17 protein-coding genes are annotated in these 17,024 nt (G+C 60.6%); 11 read left to right on the forward strand and 6 right to left on the reverse strand.

Annotated elements, in window-relative coordinates; all coding sequences use genetic code 11:
• Positions 1-2: 2 nt before the first annotated feature.
• Together GA0061101_RS05675 and GA0061101_RS05680 are read right to left on the reverse strand one after the other, a co-directional pair.
• Positions 3-1,214 (reverse strand): acyltransferase family protein, encoded by a 1,212-nt coding sequence (locus GA0061101_RS05675; protein ID WP_047553563.1) that lies wholly within the window; start codon positions 1,212-1,214, stop codon positions 3-5.
• A 204-nt stretch (positions 1,215-1,418) separates the two neighbouring features.
• On the reverse strand, positions 1,419-1,994 hold the full coding sequence (locus tag GA0061101_RS05680; protein WP_037196772.1) for an NADPH-dependent FMN reductase: 576 nt from the start codon (positions 1,992-1,994) through the stop codon (positions 1,419-1,421).
• A gap of 74 nt (positions 1,995-2,068) precedes the next feature.
• On the opposite strand from GA0061101_RS05680, the gene soxR reads away from it, so the two are divergent.
• The gene (gene soxR, locus GA0061101_RS05685; protein ID WP_047553554.1) at positions 2,069-2,533 is read left to right on the forward strand and encodes a redox-sensitive transcriptional activator SoxR; all 465 of its coding nucleotides are present in this window, start codon (positions 2,069-2,071) and stop codon (positions 2,531-2,533) included.
• 10 nt (positions 2,534-2,543) lie between these two features.
• On the opposite strand, the gene glpD is transcribed toward soxR, so the two are convergent.
• A complete protein-coding gene (gene glpD, locus GA0061101_RS05690) occupies positions 2,544-4,055 on the reverse strand; it encodes a glycerol-3-phosphate dehydrogenase (protein ID WP_047637958.1) in 1,512 nt (503 codons plus the stop codon).
• A 116-nt stretch (positions 4,056-4,171) separates the two neighbouring features.
• The gene (locus GA0061101_RS05695) at positions 4,172-4,945 is read right to left on the reverse strand and encodes a DeoR/GlpR family DNA-binding transcription regulator (protein WP_034511659.1); all 774 of its coding nucleotides are present in this window, start codon (positions 4,943-4,945) and stop codon (positions 4,172-4,174) included.
• Positions 4,946-5,042: 97 nt separating this feature from the next.
• Here GA0061101_RS05695 and GA0061101_RS05700 point away from each other — a divergent pair, with 97 nt between their 5' ends.
• The 3 genes from GA0061101_RS05700 to GA0061101_RS05710 all read left to right on the forward strand — a co-directional run bounded on the left by GA0061101_RS05700 (position 5,043) and on the right by GA0061101_RS05710 (position 6,685).
• A complete protein-coding gene (locus GA0061101_RS05700) occupies positions 5,043-5,813 on the forward strand; it encodes an SDR family NAD(P)-dependent oxidoreductase (RefSeq protein ID WP_047554355.1) in 771 nt (256 codons plus the stop codon).
• Positions 5,814-5,915: 102 nt separating this feature from the next.
• The gene (locus tag GA0061101_RS05705; protein ID WP_092573210.1) at positions 5,916-6,254 is read left to right on the forward strand and encodes an ArsR/SmtB family transcription factor; all 339 of its coding nucleotides are present in this window, start codon (positions 5,916-5,918) and stop codon (positions 6,252-6,254) included.
• A gap of 230 nt (positions 6,255-6,484) precedes the next feature.
• Positions 6,485-6,685, forward strand: a complete 201-nt coding sequence (locus GA0061101_RS05710) for a hypothetical protein (protein WP_131511877.1) — start codon at positions 6,485-6,487, stop codon at positions 6,683-6,685.
• Positions 6,686-6,804: 119 nt separating this feature from the next.
• Here the strand turns inward: GA0061101_RS05710 and GA0061101_RS05715 are convergent, their stop codons facing one another.
• Positions 6,805-7,290: a MarR family winged helix-turn-helix transcriptional regulator gene (locus GA0061101_RS05715; RefSeq protein ID WP_047553546.1), complete on the reverse strand. Its 486-nt coding sequence runs from the start codon at positions 7,288-7,290 to the stop codon at positions 6,805-6,807.
• Between the two features lie 63 nt (positions 7,291-7,353).
• Here GA0061101_RS05715 and GA0061101_RS05720 point away from each other — a divergent pair, with 63 nt between their 5' ends.
• From GA0061101_RS05720 to GA0061101_RS05750, 7 genes are all read left to right on the forward strand, one after another.
• Complete coding sequence (locus GA0061101_RS05720) at positions 7,354-8,319, forward strand: quinone oxidoreductase family protein (RefSeq protein WP_092573211.1); 966 nt, start codon at positions 7,354-7,356, stop codon at positions 8,317-8,319.
• A 99-nt stretch (positions 8,320-8,418) separates the two neighbouring features.
• Positions 8,419-9,315, forward strand: a complete 897-nt coding sequence (locus tag GA0061101_RS05725) for a LysR family transcriptional regulator (protein ID WP_092573212.1) — start codon at positions 8,419-8,421, stop codon at positions 9,313-9,315.
• Between the two features lie 160 nt (positions 9,316-9,475).
• Entirely contained in the window at positions 9,476-9,955 is a 480-nt protein-coding gene (locus tag GA0061101_RS05730; protein ID WP_092573213.1) for a formate dehydrogenase subunit gamma, read from the forward strand.
• Positions 9,952-11,508 carry a formate dehydrogenase beta subunit gene (locus GA0061101_RS05735; RefSeq protein ID WP_092573214.1) on the forward strand — a complete coding sequence of 519 codons (1,557 nt, stop codon included), beginning with the start codon at positions 9,952-9,954 and terminating at the stop codon, positions 11,506-11,508. The genes GA0061101_RS05730 and GA0061101_RS05735 overlap by 4 nt, the downstream gene beginning before the upstream one ends.
• A gap of 5 nt (positions 11,509-11,513) precedes the next feature.
• The gene (fdhF, locus tag GA0061101_RS05740) at positions 11,514-14,393 is read left to right on the forward strand and encodes a formate dehydrogenase subunit alpha (protein WP_092573215.1); all 2,880 of its coding nucleotides are present in this window, start codon (positions 11,514-11,516) and stop codon (positions 14,391-14,393) included.
• A gap of 178 nt (positions 14,394-14,571) precedes the next feature.
• Positions 14,572-15,399, forward strand: a complete 828-nt coding sequence (gene fdhD, locus GA0061101_RS05745) for a formate dehydrogenase accessory sulfurtransferase FdhD (RefSeq protein ID WP_092573216.1) — start codon at positions 14,572-14,574, stop codon at positions 15,397-15,399.
• The gene (locus GA0061101_RS05750) at positions 15,389-15,655 is read left to right on the forward strand and encodes a formate dehydrogenase subunit delta (protein WP_037196755.1); all 267 of its coding nucleotides are present in this window, start codon (positions 15,389-15,391) and stop codon (positions 15,653-15,655) included. The genes fdhD and GA0061101_RS05750 overlap by 11 nt, the downstream gene beginning before the upstream one ends.
• A gap of 330 nt (positions 15,656-15,985) precedes the next feature.
• Here GA0061101_RS05750 and GA0061101_RS05755 read toward each other — a convergent pair whose 3' ends face one another.
• The gene (locus tag GA0061101_RS05755) at positions 15,986-16,867 is read right to left on the reverse strand and encodes an alanine--tRNA ligase-related protein (protein ID WP_092573217.1); all 882 of its coding nucleotides are present in this window, start codon (positions 16,865-16,867) and stop codon (positions 15,986-15,988) included.
• Positions 16,868-17,024: the final 157 nt, after the last annotated feature.

The following is a 17,024-nucleotide window of genomic DNA, read 5'->3' on the forward strand; positions in this document are numbered from 1 at the left end:
CGTCACGCAGTGGCGGGTCGGGTGGCTCTGTTTTCTCGTGTCCGTGCCCAATCGATGACGGGGCGTTCCAGCAGCATATAGCTTAGCGTGCCGATGGCGAAGATGATGGCGGTTGCGATCAGGCTTGAGACTATCCAACCGCCCAGCACGTCGTCCGAGCCTGAGCCGAAGGACGAGGGGAGGAGCTGTGGCATCAGCGTCAGGACGATATCCTGCCAGATGTAAACACCGAAGGAGACGGTGGCGACATAGCGGCTTAGGCGGTTGTCGAGCACCTTTGCCAGCAACAGCGATTGCGGCAGAGTGCAAAGAGCGATGGCGACCGCCAGCGGAAGCAGCGGGAATTGATAGGGAATGCCGAGCCAGGCATAGCCTTCCCCCGGGCCGCCGATCGACTGCGGTAGCTGCCATGCGCCCATAATGATCGCAAGCGCGCCTATGACATCGTATATTGTCGAACGGCGGGCGGGGACGATGGTCTGGATTCCGGCCGCCAGTGCGCCGATCGCAAATATTGCGAAGAAGCCGATGGGGTTGTAGCGCGGCATCCATTCCTTGGCGCCGCCCTGAAAGCCATATTGCCATCCCCGCCCGGCGCTGTCCGTTGGAAGATAGGTAACTATCAGCCAATGGCCGATCAGAGCGGCCGCGATGATGCCGATCCATAGCAGGCGACTGACGAGAGCGGAGCGCGCTCTGAGCTTCTCATTGAACAGCAGCAGGAAGCCAATCGGCAACAGGACATAGCAGGTCGTCTCGAAGGGGATCGACCACAATGGCCCGTCGCCCTGTACCGGGAAAAAGGTGCGCCAATGCCATTGGCTCATCAGGAAAAAGCCGGCGACATAGCGGCTGACGAGCTCCGCATCGAGCGGAAAGCCATAGATCGTGAAGCTGATCAGGAAGCCGACCGTCAGGGCGACCCAGAAGCCCGGAAGGATGCGCGCGGCTCGGCGCATCGCGTAAATCTTCAGCGACGGCAGCGGCTGGGCTTTATCCAGAGCCAGCCAGAAGGGACGTGCGAGAAGAAAGCCGCTAAGCACGAAGAAGACCGAGACGCCGTGATTGCCGAAACGAGCCAATATGAAGGTCAGATCCAGGCTCGGAGGGATCTTGTAGAAATTCATTCGAAGCACGAGATGGTGAACGAGGACCATCAGACATGCGACGGCGCGCATGAAATCCGCTCCTCCCAGGCGCGCGGTCTTATCCATCAGCCTCCCCGCCGAAATCTTCTCCGTAGTGGGTTAAGCCATCGATGCGGTATCGGCAAGTATCGTCGCGATTATGCGCCAACTGTGTCTCGCTCCGGCGAGTGATAGACGTCCGGGTCCGTGGTGGAGGAGGGCCCGGACGTCAAACCAGCCTTTCGCACCTGCCAGAAACGAAAGACCGGATTCGGATATTGCGCGTGATGATCAGGCAGCGACCGAGCGATAGGGCCGGGTGACGCGGGCCGGTTTCAGGGCGGCATTCCACCAGTTCAGCCGCGCGATCAATCGAACCAGCGATTGACGCGCCTCGATCGGATTTTCGAGCGAGCCGTCCTCGGCAAACCTGCCCCAGGGGTTGGCGAAGCTCACGGTGTCGCGCACGGTCACGGCATGCAGTTCGGCAAAGACCAGCCGCAACTGCTCGACGGCGCGCAGGCCGCCGGAGATGCCGCCATAGGAAACGAAGGCGACGGGTTTGCCGTGCCATGGCTCGTAGACGAGATCGAGCACGAATTTCAACGAGGCCGTGAAACTGTGATTGTATTCAGGCGTCACGACAATGAAGGCGTCCGCCCGCGAAAGCCGGGCGGAAAGCGCGGCGACTCCAGCGTGCTCGCGCTCATGTTGGGACGGTAAATCGAATTCGAGGGGATCGATGATGTCGATCTCAATGAGGGGGTAGTGCACCAGTTCCCGGGCGACCCAATTGACCACCCGGTCACATAGGCGGCCCGGACGCGTGCTGCCATAAACGATCGCCAGCCGGGTTGATTCTGTCATGCCTTGCTCCTGCTTTACGCGGTTTGGAGCTCGGGTTATAAGACCTCAAGTAAAGTTGAGGTCAATAGCGTATCATGGAAAAAATCGAGCCCAATCAATTTTCCAGACTGCTGACGGTCGGCGAGGTGGCGGCGCGGAGCGGCGTGGCGGTTTCGGCGCTGCATTTCTACGAGGCGAAGGGGCTGATCGAAAGCCATCGCAGCCGTGGCAACCAGCGCCGTTATCCCCGCGAGGTGCTGCGCAGGGTCGCCGTCATCAAGGTGGCGCAGCGGGTCGGCATTCCCCTTGCCGACGTTCAGGCGGCGCTCGAGGCACTGCCGCAGGGGCGCACGCCGACGGCGGCCGATTGGAAAGCGCTTTCTGAACTATGGAAGAGTGATCTCGATGCACGGATCAGGCGCCTGCAAGGCCTGCGCGATCAGCTCGACGGCTGCATCGGTTGCGGCTGCCTCTCGCTGGAAAGCTGTCCGCTGCGAAATCCCTGGGACAGGCTTTCCGAAGAGGGGGCGGGCCCGCGCTTGCTCGACCCCGAAGATTGAGGCGAGAGCTTTATGCGTGGACTCGGCTCTCGGCGATGTAACCGTCAAGCGCCACGGCTTCTTCCTTCGAAAGGTAAAGGCCTTTCTTGGAGCGGCGCCAGAGAATATCAGCAGCCGTATAGGCCCATTCATGTTCCATCAGATAGCGCACCTCCGCCTCGTAGAGATCGCTTCCGAAGCAGCGGCCGAGATCGGCGATCGTCTTTGCGCCGGCGAGGATCATGCTGGCGCGGGTGCCGTAACGGCGCACCAGCCGGCGCGCATGCTGATCGGCAAGGAAGGGATAGCGTGACTTCAGCTTGGCGACTTCTGCATCATAGCCGCGGGCCGGGAAGTCGCCGCCCGGCAGCGAGCTCTTGGCCGTCCATGGCGTGCCCTTGAGGCCGATGGCCTCGCCGATCTTCTCCAGCGCATGTTCGCTCAGACGGCGATAGGTGGTGAGCTTGCCGCCGAAGACGTTGAGCAATGGTGCCTGGCCTTCCTCGCCTTCGACCTTCAGCACGTAATCGCGCGTCGCCTCCTGCGCCTTCGAGGCGCCGTCGTCGTAAAGCGGGCGCACGGCCGAATAGGTCCAGACGATATCCTCTGCTCGTACCGGCTCCTTGAAATATTCGCTCGCGGCATTGCACAGATAAGTGGTTTCCTCGTCGCTGATCTTCACATCCTTCGGGTCGTCCTTGTAGTCGCGATCCGTGGTGCCGATCAGGGTGAAGTCCTGTTCGTAAGGAATGGCAAAGATGATGCGATTGTCCGGGTTCTGGAAGAAATAGGCGCGGGGATCGGAGAACTTCTTGCGCACGATTATGTGGCTGCCCTGAACCAGGCGAACATTGTGCACCTGGTTCTTGCCGAAGGCGTCGGACAGAACGTGATCGACCCAGGGGCCGGCGGCATTGACCAGCAGGCGCGACCGGAACAGACGCTTCTCGCCGGTGATCGTGTTTTCCGTTTCGATTGTCCAGACCGCGTCTTCACGGCGGGCGGAAATCACCTTCGTTCGCGGCATGATCGTGGCGCCGCGGTCTGCAGCGTCGCGGGCGTTCAGCACCACCATTCGGGCATCATCCACCCAGCCGTCGGAATATTCGAAGGCCTTGGTGAAGAGCGCCTTCAGCGGTTTGCCGGCCGGGTCGGTCTTCATATCGAGCGTCGCCGTCGGCGGCAGCAGCTTTCGGCCGCCGAGATGATCGTAGAGGAAAAGGCCGAGGCGAATGAGCCAGGCCGGACGGATGCCGCCTTTGTGATAGGGCAGGACGAAGCGCATCGGCCAGATGATGTGCGGCGCCATAGCCCAAAGCACTTCGCGCTCCATCAGGGATTCGCGCACGAGACGGAATTCGTAGTGCTCGAGATAACGCAGCCCGCCATGGATGAGCTTGGTGGCGCCGGACGATGTACCGGAGGCGAAATCGTTCATTTCGGCGAGGGCGACCTTGTAGCCGCGTCCGGTCGCGTCGCGGGCGATACCGCAACCATTGATGCCGCCGCCAATAACGAAAATGTCGTAGATCTGTTCGCTCACCCGCCCCTCCGCAAAGGTCAGCCCATCTCGTGAAGATGGAAATTCGAAAATCAATCCATCTAAAACGAAATAGATACGAATGTCAAACGAACGTTTTTTGACAGAAAGCGAGCCGGTCAGATCTGTCGGCGGGAGGTTTCCACGAGGCGAACGTCATGCTCCGCCGCGGTCGTCCGCACGGATTCGACGCGACATTCGTCGGTGACGAAAGTGTGCACTTGCGATAGATGCCCGATGCGCACCGGGGCGGTACGTTCGAACTTGGTGCTGTCGGCCACGAGAATGACATGCCGGGCATTGGCGATGATCGCCTGCGCCACTTTCACTTCGCGGAAATCGAAATCCAGAAGCGCGCCATCGCCATCGATCGCCGAGGCGCCGATGACGGCGTAATCGACCTTGAACTGCTTAATGAAGTCGACGGCTGCCTCGCCGACGATCCCGCCATCGGAACCGCGCACGACGCCGCCGGCAATGACGACCTCGATGGATGGGAATATCCGCAACTTATTGGCAACATTGATGTTATTGGTGATGACCATCAGCTCGTGATGGCCGAGCAGCGCCTCCCCGACGGCTTCCGTCGTCGTGCCGATATTGATGAAAAGCGAGCTGTTGTTCGGGATGAGGCCGGCGGCTGCGCGGCCGATCGCCTGTTTTTCGGGCGCGGCGATCGAGCGGCGCGCCTCATATTTCACATTCTCGGTTCCACCGGGAAAGATCGCGCCGCCATGCACGCGTGACAGCACGCGACCGTCGCAGAGATCGTTGAGGTCCTTGCGGATGGTTTGCGGCGTCACCGAAAAGCGTAGCGCCAGTTCCTCCACCTGCACGCGCCCCTCCGCCTTGGCGATGTCGAGTATCTCCGTCTGGCGTCCGGATAGAAACATGATCTTCGCTCCCTTTCTTTCGTTTTTTTGTCATCATATGATAAAGTGAAAATTCCGCAATTACCGACGCGCGGATTGTGTGACTGGGGAGATCGTCGTGTTTCATCCGAAGCTGTTCGAAAATCGCAACGTCGTGGTCACCGGCGCCGGTCGCGGCATAGGGCTGGAAGTGGCCAGGCAGTTTCTCGATTGCGGTGCCCATGTTCTCGTCCATATCGGGCGCGACTCCGCGCGCGACTTGCCCGATTTCCTGATGGAGGCGGAAACCGACCGCCGCGCCTTTCTGATCTCAGGCGATTTCGCCGCCGGCAACGGCACGCGGGATTTCGTCAGCGCCGCCAGCGAGCGATTCGATCGCGTCGATGTGCTGGTCAATAATGCCGGCACCATGGTCGGCCGCTTTCCCGCAGGCGAAGTGACGGACGAGCAATATGAAAGAATCGTCCACCTCAATCAGACCGCTGTCATGGAGGTGACGAGAGGATTGTTGCCGCTGCTCAGGGCCGCAGGGCAAGCCGCTATCGTCAACACCGTATCGATTTCCGCTCTGACCGGCGGCAGCCCCGGCTCTGCCATCTATTCCGCATCGAAGGCTTTCGTCGCCACCTATTCGAAGGCCTTGGCGCGAGAGCTGGCGCCCGACGGCATCCGGGTAAATTGCGTCTCGCCCGGCACGATATCAACCGATTTCCATGAGCGTTACTCCTCAAGGGAGAAACTGGAGCAGACGCGCCGGTCGATTCCGCTTCAGCGTTTGGGTACACCGGAAGATTGTGCCCCCGCCTATCTTTTCCTCGCCGCACCGACGCTCTCCGGGTACATCACCGGGCAGGTGATCGAGATCAATGGCGGGCAGCTTATCTGCTGAGAAATCGGACCTTTTTTGGTCTCCGTGTCTTTTGAATCAACTTGCGGATTCATAATATTATAAGCATATCCCTATGTTAGTTCTCACTAGAGGCTGTGTGATATGTCGTCGTCTCCACCGCAAGGCGGTGCCGCAGAGCATAATATCGAGGAAATGACAGGGAAGGCGCGCAGTGCGAGCGTCTCGCTGAAAGCGCTCTCGCATGAGACGAGGCTGGTGATTCTGTTCATGCTCGCCAAGCGCGAAAAAACCGTGATGGAACTCGAGGCGCTTCTTAACTTGCCGCAGGCGGTGGTTTCCCAGCATCTGGCGCGGCTGCGCCTGGAAAAGCTGGTCGATACGCGCCGTGAGGGGCGGCTCATTCACTATGCCGTCGCCCGTTCGGAAATCTGCACCGTGGTCAATTGGCTGCAGGAGGCCTTCTGTCAGAGCGATTGTTGATCGTCTTTGTCGGGCGTGTCGGCTGACGACGGAATGCCGCCGCTTTCCCCGGAACGTCTGGTGCGGCGAATTTTTTGCCCTGTAGGCCGAGGTGAACGGCGACAAGAAGCTCGGAAACATTCCAAGCCTCGTTTTGGCCTTCAATTCATCATCGTATCGTCAACTGCACGACACGACAGTGTTATGCGGGAGCGCTAATACGCCTTCATGGCATTGAAGGAGAATAGTCCGTGCAGAATAGTGAAATGACGATGTCGGAAGTTTTGCGAGACCCGGTGATCCGGCAAATGCTTCGTGCCGATCGCGTGTCGTTGAGCGAATTTGCGAAGCTTCTGGAAAAAACGGCCCGCGCAAGAAATGCAGTTTCTCGCGAACGAGGCGCCATAGCGCTCATTGAAGGTTCATCTGCCGGTAGTGAGATGGGTTACTAAGAGTTTCCGGAGAGGCGCTGCGGCAAGCGAAATGACTGCGGTAGCGATTGCGAGCCGGCCAGGATCTGGACGAAATAGTCTCTCGACTACCTGAACTTGCACCCACCGGTCTGTCGCTCCTACGCAGTTGGGGGATCCTCGTTCAACGCATCGGCAAATTTTCGCATGAGCCTGACAAGCTCATCGATGTCGTTGATATCCCAAGCTCCAAGGATCGCGCTGCCGATCCTGTCACGAGCGGCGTCCACCGCGTCCGTCATCAGTTTTCCCTTTGGTGCAATAACAGCCTCACGCACACGGCGGTCCGCAGCACCGGCCTGCCGCGCAACGAGATCGAGGCTCTCAAGCTTCGCGACCTGGCGACTGACGGTCGTGTAGTCGCGGCCGATGCGATCCGCCAGATCGACGACACCGATCGGACCGAAGCGCTCGATTGAGACCAGTAGGGGAAAAAGCGCCCGCTCGAGCGGAATTCCGGCCTCCTTGATGAGCACTTCGTCGCGCTGCGGTCGGTTTATCACGCTGACGATATCCAGCACTGCTGCGTGGAGCTTCCGGAATTGCTGCTGTATATGTGTATTTTGCACATTATTTCTTGACGCCATCGCTCGTCTCCTTTATGCGTGCATTATGCACATAATATGGATGATCAAAAAGGAAAATATGCGATGAAAGCTGCAATCGTACTGGACGCGGGGCGAGTTCCTGTCTTTGGTGATTTCAAGGCGCCTGTCCCATCCGCAGATGAAAAGCTTGTCTCCGTCAGTGCCGCCGCAATCAGCCAGGTCGTGAAGAGCCGGGCGTCGGGAAAGCATTATAGTTCCGGCAATCAATTTCCCTTCATCGTGGGGATCGATGGTGTGGGACGGCTTGACGACGGTCGGCGGGTTTATTTCGTTCTGCCGAACGCACCTTATGGCAGCATGGCTGAGCTTGCCGCGGTGCGATCCGCCCAGTGCGTTGAACTGCCCGAGGAGCTCGATGATGTCACGGCGGCGGCTATCGCCAATCCGGGAATGTCGTCATGGGCGGCCTATCAAGAGCGGGCAAAGCTCAGATCCGGAGAGACCGTTTTGATCAACGGCGCAACCGGGACCTCGGGTCGGCTGGCTGTTCAGATCGCTAGATATCTCGGCGCGAGCAAAGTCATCGCGACAGGCCGGAATGCCGACAGTCTCAAGGATCTGGAAGGGCTTGGCGCTGATGTGACGATTCCGCTCGTCCAGGATAAATCGGCTCTGGAAGATGCATTCAAGGAGCAGTTCGCGTCCGGCGTGGATATCGTCATCGACTATTTGTGGGGTGAAAGTGCGCAAAGCCTTCTCATCGCGGCAGCCAAGGCCGGCAAGGATGCGGTACCGATCCGCTATGTCCAGGTCGGCTCGATCAGCGGTGCGGAGATAAGCCTGCCAAGCGCCGTGCTGCGGTCGTCGGCCATCACGCTGATGGGCAGCGGCATAGGAAGCATCGCTCTCGACCGCATCATCAACGCGACCGCCGAGCTGCTCCGGGCAACAGTGCCGGGAAACTTCAAGATTGCCTCCAAAACCGTTCCACTTTCCGACGTCGAAAATGCCTGGCCTCTTGATGACAGCAATCGGCGCACCGTCTTCGAAATCGTCGGCGGCGCGTGATTGCCCGTGGGGTGCGGTGATCCGGCCTATGCCGCACTCCTTTTTCCAATGTTGCGCTGACGGCCCAGCCCATTTAACTGTCTCATTCGGGAGAGTTGAATGATCGACAAGCTGGAATTCTTCATCGCGCTTGCCAACCAGAAGCATTTTGGCCGCGCCGCCGAGGAATGCGGCGTGACCCAGCCGACCTTGTCCGCGGCGATCCGGCAGCTGGAGGATCAGCTCGGCGTCATGCTCGTCAGTCGCGGCTCGCGCTTTCAGGGGCTGACGCCGGAGGGGCAGCGCGTGCTGGAATGGGCAAGGCGCATCGTCGGCGACAGCCGAACCATGCGCGAGGAGATGCGGGCGGCGCGCAAGGGCCTTGCCGGCCATATCCGCATTGCAGCCATTCCGACGGCGCTTGCCATGGTGTCGAAGATCACCACGCCTTTCCAGGAGCGGCACCCCGATGTCACCTTCTCCATCACATCACGCAACTCGCTGCAGGTTCTGAGCCTGCTCGAAAATCTCGAGATCGATGCCGGCATCACCTATCTTGAGAACGAGCCGCTTGGCCGCGTCACCAGCGTACCGCTCTATGCCGAGCGCTATCACCTGATCACTGCGGCGGGCAGCCCCCTTTCCGAGCGTGAGAGCGTGACCTGGAAGGAAGTCGGCGACCTTCGGCTTTGTCTATTGACGGCCGACATGCAGAACCGCCGCATCATCAACCGGCATCTGGCGGAGGCCGGCACCGTGGCGAAGCCGACGCTCGAATCCAATTCGATGATCGTGCTTTTTTCTCATGTCCAGACCGGACGCTGGGCGAGCATCATGCCGAAGAATATCGCCGATTCCTTCGGCTTTCCGGCCGATATCCGCAAGATCCCGGTCACAGAGCCGGATGCCGAACATCTCGTCGGTCTGGTCGCCACGCATCGCGAGCCTTTCACACCGCTCGTCTCGGCCCTGTTGCATGAGGCGAGATTGCTCGCGGAAGGCGATAAGGATCGATAGAAATCTTCTATCGAACGACGGGACTGCCTTATTGATCCTTGGCCTCCTCCCTGCGACTTTTGTCCCAGCGTGCGTCGATCGCGCACCCACGGAGGAAATGCCGCATAAGCGTTTCCGAAAATCGCCAGCGGTTTTCGGGGTTATGCGCAGGAGGATGCTTATGAGTTTGAATTTGGGCGCGGGCGATATCGCGACCCGTGCCGGCGTTATCATCGACACCATGAAGTCGATGGAAGGGCCGCTTTTGCCGATCCTGCATGGGATTCAGGAAGAGTTCGGCTACGTGCCGCAAGACACGCTGCCGCTGATCGCTAGGGCACTCAACCTTTCGCGCGCCGAAGTCCATGGCGTCATGACCTTTTATCACGATTATCGCGACCATCCCGCCGGCCGCCATGTCCTGAAACTCTGTCGTGCCGAGGCCTGTCAGTCGATGGGCGGCGATGCTCTTGCCGAACGCATCAAGCAGCTGCTGGGCATCGATTTTCATCAGACCACGTTGGATGGCGATGTCACGCTCGAGCCGGTCTACTGTCTCGGGCTTTGCGCCTGCGCGCCGGCGGCAATGCTGGATGGCGAGCTTTACGGGCGGCTTGACGACGAGAGCGCCGAAGACCTCGTGAAGGAGGCGCGCCAGTGACCTTGACCATCTATGTTCCCCGCGACGCCGCTGCCCTCTCGCTCGGGGCTGAAAAGGTCGCCGAGGCCATTGCGCAGGAAGTCGCCAAACGCGGCCTCGATGCGCGGATTGTGCGTAACGGCTCGCGCGGCATGTTCTGGCTGGAGCCTTTGGTCGAAGTCGAGATCGGCGGCAAGCGCATCGGCTATGGGCCGATGAAGGCCAGGGATGTTCCCGCACTATTCGATGCCGGGCTCGCCGAAGGCGGCGAGCATCAGCTCTGTCTTGGGGAGGTCGAAAACCTCCCATTCCTGAAAGAGCAGACCCGTCTGACCTTTGCCCGCTGCGGCATTACAGATCCCCTTTCACTGGAAGATTATGAGGCCCATGGCGGCCTTAGGGGTCTGCGCCGCGCCATCGGCATGGCAGCGGCCGACATCGTCAAGGACGTCACGGACTCCGGCCTGCGCGGCCGTGGCGGGGCGGGTTTCCCGACCGGCATCAAATGGAAGACCGTGCTCGATGCGCCGGGCGACCGCAAATATATCGTCTGCAACGCCGACGAGGGCGACAGCGGCACATTCGCCGACCGGATGATCATGGAGGGCGATCCCTTCGTGCTGATCGAGGGCATGGCGATCGCTGGCCTGGCGACCGGCGCGACCAAGGGCTTCGTCTATACGCGTTCGGAATATCCGCATGCGATCGCCGCGATGACCGAAGCGGTCGAAATCGCCCGTAAAGCCGGCATTCTTGGTGCATCCGTGCTTGGTTCCGGCAAGGCGTTCGATATGGAAATCCGCACCGGCGCTGGTGCCTATGTCTGCGGCGAGGAGACGGCGCTGCTCAACAGCCTCGAGGGCAAGCGCGGCATCGTGCGCGCCAAGCCGCCGCTACCAGCCCATAAGGGCCTGTTCAACTGCCCCACGGTCATCAACAACGTCATTTCGCTCGCCTCCGTACCCGTCATCCTGGACAAGGGTGCGGCCTTCTACCGCGATTTCGGCATGGGCCGTTCTCGCGGCACGATCCCGCTGCAGATTGCCGGCAACGTCAAACATGGCGGCCTCTACGAGACGGCCTTCGGCCTCTCGCTCGGCGATATCGTCGACAGGATCGGTGACGGCACCGCGACCGGGCGACCTGTGAAGGCCGTGCAGGTGGGTGGACCACTCGGCGCCTACTTCCCGCGCGCCTTGTTCGATACGCCCTTCGACTACGAATCCTTCGCCGCCAAGGACGGCCTCATCGGTCATGCCGGCATCGTCGTCTTCGATGATACCGCCGATATGCTGAAACAGGCGCGCTTTGCCATGGAGTTCTGCGCGGTCGAAAGCTGCGGCAAGTGCACGCCCTGCCGCATCGGCTCGACCCGCGGCGTCGAAACAGCCGACAAGATCGCCCGCGGTATCGAGCCCGAGAAGAACAGGGTTCTGCTCGCCGATCTCTGCAACACCATGAAGTTCGGCTCGCTTTGCGCGCTCGGCGGTTTCACGCCCTATCCCGTCATGAGCGCGATGACCCATTTCCCGGAGGATTTCTCTCCGGTTCCCTTGATTGAAGCGGCGGAGTAAGACCCATGTCTCTCGTTCCAGAAATCGACTACGGCACACCCGCCTCCCGCTCCGAAACCATGGTGACGCTGACCGTCGACGGCCGCCCGATTACCGTGCCCGAGGGCACATCGATCATGCGCGCCTCGATGGAAGCCGGCATAAAGGTGCCGAAGCTCTGCGCCACCGACATGGTCGATGCCTTTGGTTCCTGCCGCCTCTGTCTCGTCGAGATCGAAGGCCGCAATGGTACGCCTTCGTCCTGCACCACGCCGGTCTCTCCGGGCATGGTGGTGCACACGCAAACCAATCGACTGAAGGATATCCGCCGTGGCGTGATGGAGCTTTATATCTCCGACCATCCGCTCGACTGTCTGACCTGCGCCGCCAATGGCGATTGCGAGCTGCAGGACATGGCCGGTGCGGTCGGCCTGCGCGATGTGCGCTATGGCTATGAGGGCGACAATCACGTCAAGGCGCGCAACAGCGGCGACATCAATCTGAAATGGATGCCGAAGGACGAGTCCAATCCCTATTTCACCTATGATCCTTCGAAGTGCATCGTCTGCTCGCGCTGTGTGCGTGCCTGCGAAGAGGTGCAGGGCACGTTCGCGCTGACCATCGAGGGCCGCGGCTTCAGCTCGCGCGTCTCGCCCGGCATGCATGAGCATTTCATCGACAGCGAATGCGTTTCCTGCGGCGCTTGCGTGCAGGCTTGCCCGACGGCGACGCTGACCGAAAAATCGGTGATTGCTATCGGCCAGCCGGAGCATTCGGTCGTCACCACCTGCGCCTATTGCGGCGTCGGCTGTTCGTTCAAGGCGGAGATGCGCGGCGAGGAACTGGTGCGCATGGTGCCCTGGAAGGACGGCCAGGCCAATCGCGGCCACTCCTGCGTCAAGGGCCGCTTCGCCTATGGCTATTCGACCCACAAGGACCGCATCCTCAACCCGATGGTGCGCGAAAAGATCAGCGATCCCTGGCGTGAAGTCACCTGGGACGAAGCCTTTGCCCATATAGCCACCGAGTTCAAACGCCTTCAATATCAGTATGGCCGCGAATCCGTCGGCGGCATCACCTCGTCGCGCTGCACCAATGAGGAGACCTTCCTGGTGCAGAAGCTGGTGCGCGCCGGCTTCGGCAACAACAATGTCGATACCTGCGCCCGTGTCTGCCACTCTCCAACAGGCTATGGCCTGGGTCAGGCCTTCGGCACCTCTGCCGGCACGCAGAATTTCGACAGCGTCGAGCATTCCGATGTCGTCCTCGTCATCGGAGCCAACCCGACGGACGGCCATCCGGTCTTCGCTTCGCGCCTGAAGAAGCGCCTGCGCCAGGGTGCCAAGCTCATCGTTATCGATCCGCGTCGCATCGATCTGGTGCGCACGCCGCATGTCGAGGCGAGCTATCACCTGCCGCTGCAGCCCGGCACCAATGTCGCCGTGCTGACGGCGCTCGCCCATGTCATCGTTACCGAGGGCCTGTTCGACGAGAAGTTCATCCGCGAACGCTGCGACTGGTCCGAATTCGAGGATTGGGCTGCTTTCGTCGCCGAGCCGCAGCACAGCCCTGAGGAAACGGAAAAATATACCGGCGTTCCCGCCGATCTCGTGCGTGGTGCCGCTCGCCTTTTTGCCAAGGGCGGCAACGGCGCGATCTATTACGGCCTCGGCGTCACCGAACACAGCCAGGGCTCGACGACAGTCATGGCGATCGCCAATCTCGCCATGGTGACGGGCAATATCGGCCGGCCCGGCGTCGGCGTGAACCCGCTGCGCGGCCAGAACAATGTGCAGGGCTCCTGCGACATGGGCTCCTTCCCGCACGAGCTGCCGGGCTATCGCCACGTCTCCGACGATGCGACGCGCGATATCTTCGAGAAGCTCTGGGGCGTGAAGCTCGACAAGGAGCCGGGCCTGCGCATCCCCAATATGCTCGACGCCGCCGTCGACGGCACGTTCAAGGGTCTCTACATCCAGGGCGAGGACATCCTGCAGTCCGATCCGGATACCAAGCATGTCGCCGCCGGCCTTGCCGCGATGGAATGCGTCGTCGTCCATGATCTCTTCCTGAACGAGACGGCCAACTACGCCCATGTCTTCCTGCCCGGCTCGACCTTCCTCGAAAAGGACGGCACCTTCACCAATGCCGAGCGCCGCATCAACCGCGTGCGCAAGGTCATGAGCCCGCGCAACGGCTATGCCGACTGGGAAGTGACGCAGAAGATGGCGCAGGCCATGGGTCTGGGCTGGAGCTACACGCATCCGTCCGAGATCATGGACGAGATCGCTGCGACCACGCCGAGCTTTGCCATGGTTTCCTACGACTATCTGGAAAAAATGGGCTCGGTGCAGTGGCCCTGCAACGAGAAGACGCCGCTTGGTTCGCCGATCATGCATGTCGATGGCTTCGTGCGCGGCAAGGGCAAGTTCATCCGCACGGAATATGTCGCGACCGACGAACGCATCGGCCCGCGCTTCCCGCTGCTGCTGACGACCGGACGCATTCTCAGCCAGTACAATGTCGGCGCGCAGACGCGGCGAACGGAGAATGTCGTCTGGCACGCAGAGGACCTTCTGGAGATGCATCCGCACGATGCCGAGCAGCGCGGCATTCGCGACGGCGACTGGATCAAGCTGACGAGCCGCTCCGGCGACACGACGCTCCGGGCGCTGATCACCGACCGCGTCGCCCCGGGCGTCGTCTACACGACCTTCCATCATCCGGACACGCAGGCGAATGTCATCACGACGGACTATTCCGACTGGGCGACGAACTGCCCGGAATACAAGGTGACGGCGGTACAGGTCTCGCCGTCCAACGGCCCGTCGCAGTGGCAGGTCGAATACGATGAGCAGGCCCGGCAGTCTCGCCGTATTGCCGGGAAAATGGAGGCTGCGGAGTGACGATGGATATGCTTTCCCCTTCTCCCCTCGGGGAGAAGGTGCCCGCAGGGCGGATGAGGAGGTGTTTCCGCGTGGTTAGAACTGCGCTTCGCTTGCGCGCGGAGCTGTCGCTCCTCGCCCCCCTCATCCGGCGCTCCGCACCACCTTCTCCCCGAGGGGGAGAAGGGGAGACCCGGTAATGACCAAATTCACCCCCACCACCACCGTCCCCGAAACCGCGCGCCGCAACGGCGTCATCAATTCGGGTTCGCGTATCGTCCCCGAAGAGGTACCGATCGCCTTTTCCTATGGCGGCTCTTCGCATGCCGTCATGATGGGAACGCCCGCCGATCTCGAGGATTTTGCTGTCGGCTTCAGCCTGACAGAGGGCATCATTACGAATATCGACCAGATCGCCGCCGTTGAGCCTATCGAGGACGAGCAAGGGATCGATGTGCAGATCACGCTGGTCGATGACGTGGCCGACGCGTTGCGTGTCCGGCGGCGGCATATGGCGGGTCCCGTCGGCTGTGGTCTCTGCGGCATCGAATCGATCGAGCAGGCGGTGCGCAAGGTGCCGGATGTTTCCGGGGTTGCGCTGTCACTGTCGCAAAAGGATATCGTCCGCGCCATCGCTCTCCTCAATGACGCCCAGCCGCTGCACCGCGAGACGCGGGCCGTGCATGGAGCGGGGTTCTATATCCCGGCAGAAGGACTGCTTGCCGTGCGCGAGGATGTCGGCAGGCACAATGCGCTGGACAAGCTCTGCGGTGCCGTCATCCGCTCCGGTCGCAAGGGAGCGGACGGCGTGGTGGCCGTCACCAGCCGGCTATCCGTCGAGATGGTGCAGAAGGCTGCCATATTGGGCAGCTCAGTGCTCGTCGCTATTTCCGCGCCGACGGCGCTTGCCATTCGCACGGCCGACGAGGCCGGCCTGACGCTTGTGGCGCTCGTGCGTGGCGACGACTTCGAGATTTTCACCCATCCGCATCGCATTATTACGGGGAGCATCGCCGATGTCGCCTGACGACAAGCCTCACGGCAAGACCGAAACGAAGCTCATCTATATGGCGAACCAGATCGCGACCTTCTTCAAGACGCAGCCTGCAAGCGAAGCGGTGAATGGTGTTGCCACGCATATCAACAAATTCTGGGAGCCGCGCATGCGGCGTCAGCTTTTCGAGCTCATCGACCATGGCGATAGCGGGTTGAGCCCTCTCGTGCTGGAGGCGGCCCCGCTGATCCACAGGCCGGCGCCGGCCGAAAAAGTAAAACCGGCTTAGCATACAGGTTGACGAGGATGATGGGATGGAGAGGGGGGAATCCGTCCGCGAATACGATTCCCGCTAAGGTGTAAGTGCCGGTCTTTGAAATGAGGAGGAGTTGCGTCAGCGATCTCGGCTGGATCTATACGCTGTTCTTCGTGCTGCTCGGCTCCTCCGCCGCCATATGGGGCGGCTGGCTGGAGTGTGTAGGTGTTCGGTTGAGAGTTCGTTCGGATAAAAGCGCCATTGGACGGCGACCGCTGCCAAGGAAGAGTCCGCAGAGACAAGGCTCCTGGTTTTAGGTGTCCCGTTCGTCAATGCGACTTGCGGGACACCCAAATCGTTGCATCAGGTTCCGTAAGACGAAATCGTCTCCGGGTCGATGCCATGGGTGTCGAACCACCATTCGATGGACTTGTCGGGATAGCTGTGACGGAGCCGCTCATACTTCCGAACGAGACGGTTTTGACGCTCCACCTCTTCCTGGAAGAACGGGTGGTCCAACGAGCCGCCGAGGGAGTGGACCCGGCGCAGGAGCTTGCGAAGCACATAGCCCTGCTCCTTGTTCCCCGGACGGTAGCCGCTCTCGATGATCTTTAGAACCGTGCTGCAGAGCGTCTCGAGAGCGTTCTCCGGCGAGGTCCCGTTCGAAAGCATGTCGAGGCGCTCAGCTCCAAAGCCGGCGTCGATACAGGTGCCGAGCGGATTGACGATATTGCCGATCTCGATCCCGTCCTTGTAGAACTCGGTACAGTATCCGCTGATGCTGCCGTCGCTCCACATGCATTCCGGATCCACGACGATGGGAATACGACCGCGATAGAGCGGCGTCCATTCGTCGATCCTGTCCGGATGGATCGTGACATGGTCCGGCCGCACCCCGGTTCGCGCGAGGAATTCAAGCCAGAACTCGATGGCATCGGACAGCGTCATCTCCCGGAAGGAGAATAGCCCAAGCATTGTGAAGTGGAGGAAGTGTGTGCCGTCGCCAATCTCGTCGAGATCTCCCATCCGCAGGCAAGCCTGACTGTTCGAGAGGGTACCCTTGTGGGAAGGATTGGAGAAGAGCGGCTTGTACTGCTGCATGCCAGCGCTGCAGAAGAGCGTGGTATCGTCGTGCGGCCGTACGGATTGAAAGCATGCGTAGTCGATGCCTTTGGAAAGGCAGTAGTCACGGTAGTCGTGTATCAGGCGTCCCGCGATGTCATAGGCAACCTCCTTTTGGTTCATGTGCCCAAGCGAAAAATAGAGGGGCCTCGCCGGGATTGCAAGGAGAGCGATTTGGCAGGCGTATGTAGCGCATCCGCTTCGCGGGAATGTTTAGATTGTATTTTTACCCTCGCTCCAGAATCGATGGTGGAGCTATCTCAATGCCAAATAAAAAACC

It is taken from the genome of Martinezella lusitana (genome assembly GCF_900094565.1).
Lineage (GTDB): Bacteria > Pseudomonadota > Alphaproteobacteria > Rhizobiales > Rhizobiaceae > Rhizobium > Rhizobium lusitanum.